We start from the raw sequence: 7,280 nt of genomic DNA, 5'->3' as shown, positions 1-7,280 counted from the left end.
ACCACCTTGAGCGCGCAGCCTTCCAGCTCCAGCACCCCGCCCTTCAGGCGCACCGACCCGCCGTAGGTCCGTCCGTCGTCGGGATTGTAGAGCCGGCCCTGGGTCCAGACGCCCGGCGCGGTCTGGCGAAGCCCCTGCACCAGCTCGACGCCCAGCAGGGGCCGGGACCGCAGGCCGGCGTCCGGGTTGCGGGCGTCCGTCCGCGGGCGGCCCCGTTCGTTGGGCGACCAGAGCCAGACGATCCGGCCGCACTGGGTCTGGGGGTCGGCGGCGCAGGGGCGGAACTCGACGATCGACGCGAACCCCTCCGTCGCCCAGCGCCCGCCGATGTCGGCGCGCGGCTGGGCCGCCGCGGGCGCCGCGAGGACCAGGGCGGCGGCCAGCAGGGCGAGGCGCGCCATCACGCCGCCTCCGCCGGCTGGAGCCGCGCCGGCCGGCGGGTGGCCGAGGCCGCGAACCGGGCCAGGTACTGCGGATGCTCGGTGCCCATCCAGCGGTCCCACCAGGTGAACCAGAGGCCGTAGTTGTAGCCGGCCTGGGCGTGGTGCAGGTCGTGATGGGTGACGGTGGTCAGCCATCCCAGGAGCGGACGGCCGTCGCGCCGGGCCGGGAAGAGCTCGTAGCCGCAGTGGCCGATCGTGTTGCGGAAGATCTGGTGGAGCATGAAGAGGCCCACCACCGGCCAGGAGGTCGGCACGAGCAGCATCCAGATCGGGACGAAGATCGACTGCACCACGGCCTCGGCCAGGTCGAAGCTGTAGGCGGTGAAGGGCGAGGGGTTGTTCGAGCGGTGATGGCGGCGGTGGAACAGCCGGAAGAACCGGCGGTGGTGCATGACCCGATGGGTCCAGTAGAACCAGGCGTCCTGGGCGACGATGATCATGACGAGCGACGCCGCGCCCCAGGCCCAGCCCCACTCGGCCGCGCGCGCCGGGCCGGTCATCACGCCCAGGCGCTCGAGGACGAACATCGAGGCGCCCACCGTGGAGAAGATGGCCAGCGAGCGCAGCGAGACCGCGAACTCCACGATCAGCTGGCGCGCCGGCGGCGTCGCTTCGCGGATCTTGCGGTGGGCGAGCGCGCCCCTGAGCACGACCCAGATCAGGAACCAGGTGGCGAGCGCGAACACCGCGTAGCGGGTCAGGTCGATCTGCAGGTCGAGGAGCCAGCGGGTGACGAGGTCTTCCAGGAAGGACGGCGACATGACGGGAACCTCCGTTTGATTTGGAGGCATTGGCCCGACGATGGCCCGGATCGTCTCCTCGCTCCCGAAAGCGCCGGAAGTTGTTCAGTTCTGAGGAGGGGTTTCCGGAATCGAGGCGCCGAGCGCCTGCTGCCGGAACACCGTGGGCGTCATGCCCGCGAGGTCGCGGAACACCCGGTTGAACGAGGCCAGGGAGCTGAAGCCCGCCTCATAGGCGATCGAGGAGATGGACTTGCGCCCGCTCTCGGGGTCAGCGAGCGCGGCCTTCGCCGCCGCCACCCGGCGCTCGCCCAGGAACGCGGCGAAGTTCCGGTAGCCCAGCCCTTCGTTGATGATCTTGCGCAGGCGATGCTCGGGAACGCCGGCCAGCTCGGCGAGCTGGCCGATGGTGAGGTCCTCGCGCCGCCAGACCTCCTCCTCGTCGAGCAGCCGGCGCAGCCGGTCCAGGGTGGCCCGGTCCTGCACGGGCACGGCGGCGGACGCCGTCGCCCGCGCCGCCTTTGCCGAGCGGCCGAAGAGGCGCTCGTCCGCGGCCATGAACACCAGGACGCCCGCCAGCCCCAGCGCGACCAGGACCACCGCCGCCAGGAGCGACAGCTGGCTGGCCGGCCGCGAGAACAGTTCGGCCGACTGGATGGCGCTGATCACCAGGGCGTACATCGCGACCGCCGCGATCATGGGACCGCGCAGGCGCCGCCGCGGCTCGACGAGGTCGCCGCGCAAGCCCGCCCAGGTCACCGCGAGGACGTGGAGCATCAGCCCGGCGTTGATCAGGTTCTGCAGCAGCCAGAGGTAGCGCGCCCAGGCCGGCGGGCTGCCGAGGGCCGCCAGCGCGACGATGAGGAGGACGGCCGCCGGCGCGAACCGTTGCGGGCGGATTTTGGGATTGTCGCCGAAGAGCTCGAGCGCGAAGGCCCAGAAGAGCCCGCCCGCGATCACGGAAAGCACCCAGGCCGGCGCCGCCGCGTAGCCGAGGGTCCGCATGATGACGGGCGACTGGGTCATCGCGTGGCCCGCGCCGCCGAGGCAGAAGGCCGCCCCGGTCAGGCGGGCAGGGACCCGCAGGTCGCGGAACAGGCCGGCGCCCAGGGCCACGAAGATGCCGATCGCGGCGCCGCGCAGCAGCAGTTCCGCGAAGTCGGCGGGGGCGATCACGAGGCGGGCGCCATCCCAATGCTCGCTCATCGGCGTCTCCCTCAGCTTGCGCGGCGACCGTCCAGGACCGCCGCGACGATGGCTCAGGTGACGCCGAACGGGTCGGCGACGAGGCCTGCCTCCAGCGCGCCTAAGGCGTAGCCCATCTCGCGCCGGAAGCGATAGACGCTCGGCGGCGAGCCCTTGCGCCTCACCAGCCGTATCGGAGCGAAGCGGTGACCGTCCGCGCGGCGCCGAAGTAGCAGCTGTTGTTGAACGGGCAGGCCGAGACGTGGCGCTTGTCGAACAGGTTGGCGACGTTCACCGCCGCTTCCCAGCCTTCCATGCGGTTCGAAGCCTGGCCGAGGTCGTAGCCCACGAAGGCGTCGACCAGGACGAAGCCGTCCGTGCGGAAGCGCTGGAAGGTGGTGACGTTGTCGATCACCGCATAGGTGGTCGTGCCGTCGGAGCCGCCCACGTACCGCAGGCCGCCGCCGAACCGCAGGCCCGCCAGGGCGCCGCTCGCCGCCTCGGCCCGGCCCAGGTCATAGGTGACGAAGGTGGAGGCGCCCCACTCGGGCACGCCGAGCTGGCGGGTTCCGGTGGTGGCAGGCGTGCCGGTATTGGTGGCCGTCGCCGGCACGGCGGGCGCCCCCTGGGTGATGATCGCATCGGTGTAGCTGGCCGCCGCGACGACGCTGAGCCCCGGCCGGATCTCGCCGCGCCCCTCCAGCTCCACGCCGCGGACGCGGACCTCGCCGATCTGGACCATGGAGTTGGCCGGGACGCCGTTCGTGCCGGCCAGCGGGTCGGCCACCGGCGTCTTTCGGCGACGCAGGTCGTAGACGCTGAGGGTGAACAGCGCCGACGTGCCGGCGGGCTGCCACTTCACGCCGGCCTCGTACTGGCGGCCGGTGACCGGGACGAAGGCCTCGCCGAGATAGGTCGTGCCGGCCTGGGGCTCGAACGATTCCGAATAGCTCGCATAGGGCGCCAGGCCCTTGGCCAGCTCGTACAGAGCGCCCAGCCGCATCGTGAAAGCGTCCTGCTCCAGGACCGCGGCGGCGCCGGTCTTCTTGTTCAGGGTCGTCTGGTCGTACCAGTCGTAGCGCCCGCTCGCGATCAGCTGCAGCCGGCCGATCGCCACCTGATCCTGCAGATAGAGGCCCTTCTGGATGCGCTTACTGTCGGTGTTGACGTAGGCCGCCGACAGCAGGGTCAGGTCCTTGCTCGGCAGGACGCCGCCGTAGGTGGGCGCGAACAGGCGCAGGTTGGGGATGCTGGTGACCGGATTGTTCGTCACGCCCGTGTTGAACTGCTGGACGTTCTCGCCGGTGATCTTCTGGTAGTCGAAGCCGCCCAGCACCTGGTGCTTGAGGGCGCCCGTCTCGAACCGCGCGCTCAGCTGCTGGTCCAGCGTCAGGGTGTCGAAGTCCTCGTCGGCCCCGCCCCCGCCGCGGAGGATGGTCGAGTAGTCGGTGTTACGGTTCGCCCCGGTCCCGACGGTCGGGAAACCGGCCACGTAGAGCTGGCGGTACGAGAGCTTGTTGTTCTGGAAACGTGCGTTCGAGCGGAAGGTCAGCCGTTCGTTGAAGTCGTGGCGGAAGAAGGCGGCGACCGATCTGGCCTTGTGGTTGTAGCGCTCGTAGCCGGGGTCGCCGGTGTTGATGTCGCGCGGCAGCTCGCCGAACGGGTTCGGCAGCACCGAGCCGAAGGCCGGGACGCCGGAGTAGCCGCCGCCGCTCGGGGCGTGCTGGTAGGCCGCCACGACCGTCAGGCTGGTGTCGGCCGTGGGCGCGAAGGTCAGCATCGGCGAGACGTGATAGCGCTCGCTGAACGTGCCGCTGGTCAGCCCGTCGCCCTTCTGCCAGCCGGCCGCGATGCGGCCCAGCCAGCGGCCCTCATCGTCCAGCGGCGCGTTGACGTCTCCTGTGATGCGCCGCGTGCGGTAGTCGCCCAGCTGGCCCTCGATCCGGCCGAAGGCCTCCGGCTCGGGCAGCTTGCTGACCAGGTTCACCAGTCCGCCGGGCGTGCTGCTGCCGTAGAGCACCGAGGCCGGTCCCTTCACCACATCGATGTGGTCGATGCGGTTGAAGTCGATCTGCGGCCGTGAGTAGGGCCCGGCGATGATCCGCATGCCGTCCAGGAAGGTCTCGGGCGCGAACCCGCGCACCACGAGCTGGTCGTAGCGGGTGACCATGCCGCCGCGCTGGTTGACGGCGACGCCGGCCACATAGCCCAAGGCCTGGTTGATCGACTGCGCGTTGCGGCGGATCAACTCGTCGCCGTCGATCACCGTGATGCTCTGCGGGGTCTCGATCAGCGCTGTCTCGGTCTTGGTTCCCGCCGCCGCCTGGCGGCCCTTAAGGCCCGTGACCACGACCCCTTCCACCGACGTCGCGCCGTCGGCTTCGACCGCGTCCGCCAGCGCCGTCCCCGCCAGGGACTGCAATGCGGCGGTGACCACGGCCACGGCGATTCTGCTGCGGCCGGCCTGCGAACGAGTCTTCATGACGCCCCTCTGACGCTCGAATTGATAATGCGAGTGATTCTTAATTGCGAATAGCGAGCGGTCTGGTTAGACGCAAGTCAGCGATCGACGCGAGGCCTTCGTGACCCGGAAACCACCGCCGCCATCCGCCTGGCCGGACGCCGCCCGCATGACGGCCCGCGCGCTCACCGCCCTGTTCGGGGGCTACCTGGCGGCGGCCGGCGTCGCGACGCTGCTGGCGCGCCTGCTGCCCGGCTCTCGGGTCGAGGCGACGGCGTGGGGCATGACGCTGTCGTTCCTGCTCTTCGCGATGGCGGGGCTCTGGGCGTTCCACGAACGGCGCCTGTGGGTGGTGGCGACCGGTCTCTGGGGCGTCGGGTTCGGGTCCGCCGCCGCCCTCTTCGCCTTGGGCGTCCGGCCGTGAGCGGTGGCCGCGCCCCCGGCCCGCCGTCCGCCAAGGGGCTGCGGCAATCCATGGCGTGGATCCACGCCTGGCTGGGGCTGCTGGCGGGCTGGATCCTCTTCGCCATGTTCCTGACGGGCACGGCCAGCTACTTCCGCCCCGAGATCACCCAATGGATGCAGCCCGAACTGCGCCCCGCCGCCGTGCCGCCGGCCCGGGCCGCCCAGGCCGCGATCGACCACCTGCAGGCGACGTCGCCGGACGACCTGCAATGGTTCGTCTACCTGCCCGACGAACGCACGGCGGTGACCCGCGTCTTCGCCCGCGCCAGACCCAATCCCGACCCGAACGCCCCACCCGCCAGACGCCGGCCGGAGATGAAGCTCGACCCGGCGACCGGGCAGCCGCTGGAAGCCCGCGACACCAAGGGCGGAGAGCACTTCTACCGCTTCCACTTCCAGCTGCAGATCCCGCACCCGTGGGGCCGTTGGCTGGCGGGCGTCTGCGCCATCTTCATGCTGGCTGCGATCATTTCGGGCGTAGTCACCCACAAGCGCATCTTCGTGGACTTCTTCACGCTGCGGTGGGGCAAGGGGCAGCGCAGCTGGCTCGACGCCCACAACGCCTCGGCGGTGCTGGCCCTGCCGTTCCACGCGATGATCACCTACACCGGCCTGATCACGCTGGTGGCGATGTACATGCCCTGGCCGGTGAAGGCGAACTTCGAGACGGCCGACGCCTTCCAGGCCGCGGCCTACGGCGCCCCCGCCGAGGGCGAGGCCTCGGGCCGCCCCGCGCCCCTCCAGCGGGTCGGGCCGATGATCGAGACCGCGACGCGCGCCTGGGGCGACCCGCCGCGCACCGTGGTGATCCGCAACCCCAACGACGAGGCCGCGACCGTCACCGTCCTGCGCGCGACATCGGCGCGCCTGAACGCGCGATCCGACTCGATCACCTTCTCCGGAGCGACGGGCCGGGAACTCAGCCGCTCGCCCGCCTCCGGACCGGCGATCGCCACCATGGGCGTCATGCTGGGCCTGCACCTCGGCCACTTCGCCGGGCCGGTCCTGCGCTGGACGTATTTCCTGCTGGGCCTGACCGGAACGGCGATGGTGGGGACCGGCCTCGTCCTCTGGACCGTCAAGCGGACGCGGCCCGGCGCGGCGCCCTTCTTCGGCCTGCGCCTGGTCGAGCGGCTCAACATCGGGACGATCGCCTGCCTGCCGGCGGGCATGGCGGCCTTCCTGCTGGCGAACCGCCTGATCCCGGTCGATGCGCCGAAGCGCGCAGACCTGGAGGTGTCCGCCATGTTCTGGGCGTGGTTCGGCCTGGCCGCGCTTTCGCTGCTGCGGCCTGCGCGCCGCGCCTGGATCGAGACCTTCGCCATCGCCGCCGCCGCCTTCGCGGCCATCCCGATCGTGAACGCGGCCACCACGGACCGCGGCCTCGTCGCCAGCCTTCTGAGCCGCGACGGGCTCTTCGTCGCCTTCGACGTCGTGACGCTGACCGCCGCCGCCCTGTGCGGCCTCGCCGCCTGGCGCGCCTCGCGTCCAGGCAAGATCGCCTCGGCGCCTTACCCGAAGGCGACCCACGCCCGCGAGACCGCCCATGTCGCTTGAACCCGGCGTGATCGGCTTTGCGGCGTTCGCCTACCTCGCGCTGGCAATGCCCGGGCGCCGCGCGCGCCTCTCGCCGGCGGCCTTCCCCGACGCCCGCACGGCGCGTGTCCTGGGCTGGCTCCTGCTGATCGTCGCCGCGATCGTGGCCATGGCCCATGAAGGGCCTGGGTTCGGCCTCGTCGCCTGGATCGGGCAGCTGTCCGTGGCCGCGGCGCTTCTCGTGCTCCTGATGTCGTGGCGCCCGGCCTATGTGCCGGCGGCGGGCGCCTTCGCCTTGGCGTGCGCACCCCTTGCGGGGTTCTGACCGGCCCGCGGGCGTCTGACGCTCGCCGAACAGGCCGCGCCAGCCGCAGCCCGCTCCGATTTCAACGGCGTCCGGCATCCCGGCCAGCGCAGCACGGCGCATAGCGGCATTCGCAATTCGCATCA

7 protein-coding genes are annotated in these 7,280 nt (G+C 71.4%); 3 read left to right on the top strand and 4 right to left on the bottom strand.

Annotated elements, in window-relative coordinates:
* From AX721_RS07420 to AX721_RS07405, 4 genes are all read right to left on the bottom strand, one after another.
* Positions 1 to 401, bottom strand: a 401-nt coding sequence (locus AX721_RS07420; protein WP_068875375.1) for a DUF2147 domain-containing protein, incomplete at its 3' end; no start/stop codon positions are given.
* Positions 401 to 1,204 (bottom strand): sterol desaturase family protein, encoded by an 804-nt coding sequence (locus tag AX721_RS07415; protein WP_068875374.1) that lies wholly within the window; start codon positions 1,202 to 1,204, stop codon positions 401 to 403. The genes AX721_RS07420 and AX721_RS07415, both read right to left, overlap by 1 nt.
* Positions 1,205 to 1,288: 84 nt before the next feature.
* Entirely contained in the window at positions 1,289 to 2,389 is a 1,101-nt protein-coding gene (locus AX721_RS07410; protein ID WP_068875373.1) for an AraC family transcriptional regulator, read from the bottom strand.
* Between the two features lie 160 nt (positions 2,390 to 2,549).
* Positions 2,550 to 4,850 (bottom strand): TonB-dependent siderophore receptor, encoded by a 2,301-nt coding sequence (locus tag AX721_RS07405; protein ID WP_068875372.1) that lies wholly within the window; start codon positions 4,848 to 4,850, stop codon positions 2,550 to 2,552.
* A gap of 100 nt (positions 4,851 to 4,950) precedes the next feature.
* On the opposite strand from AX721_RS07405, the gene AX721_RS07400 reads away from it, so the two are divergent.
* The 3 genes from AX721_RS07400 to AX721_RS07390 are packed head-to-tail and all read left to right on the top strand — an operon-like array spanning position 4,951 to position 7,155.
* On the top strand, positions 4,951 to 5,253 hold the full coding sequence (locus tag AX721_RS07400) for a hypothetical protein (protein WP_156467056.1): 303 nt from the start codon (positions 4,951 to 4,953) through the stop codon (positions 5,251 to 5,253).
* Complete coding sequence (locus tag AX721_RS07395) at positions 5,250 to 6,851, top strand: PepSY domain-containing protein (protein ID WP_231733382.1); 1,602 nt, start codon at positions 5,250 to 5,252, stop codon at positions 6,849 to 6,851. Before AX721_RS07400 ends, AX721_RS07395 begins: the two co-directional genes overlap by 4 nt.
* On the top strand, positions 6,841 to 7,155 hold the full coding sequence (locus AX721_RS07390; protein WP_068875369.1) for a DUF3325 domain-containing protein: 315 nt from the start codon (positions 6,841 to 6,843) through the stop codon (positions 7,153 to 7,155). The genes AX721_RS07395 and AX721_RS07390 overlap by 11 nt, the downstream gene beginning before the upstream one ends.
* The last annotated feature ends 125 nt before the right edge of the window (positions 7,156 to 7,280 follow it).

This window comes from Phenylobacterium sp. CCH9-H3 (genome assembly GCF_001557235.1).
Classification (GTDB): Bacteria; Pseudomonadota; Alphaproteobacteria; order Caulobacterales; family Caulobacteraceae; genus Phenylobacterium.
Note: the sequence above shows the minus strand (reverse complement) of the source record. Positions and strands in the feature narration are given on the sequence as shown.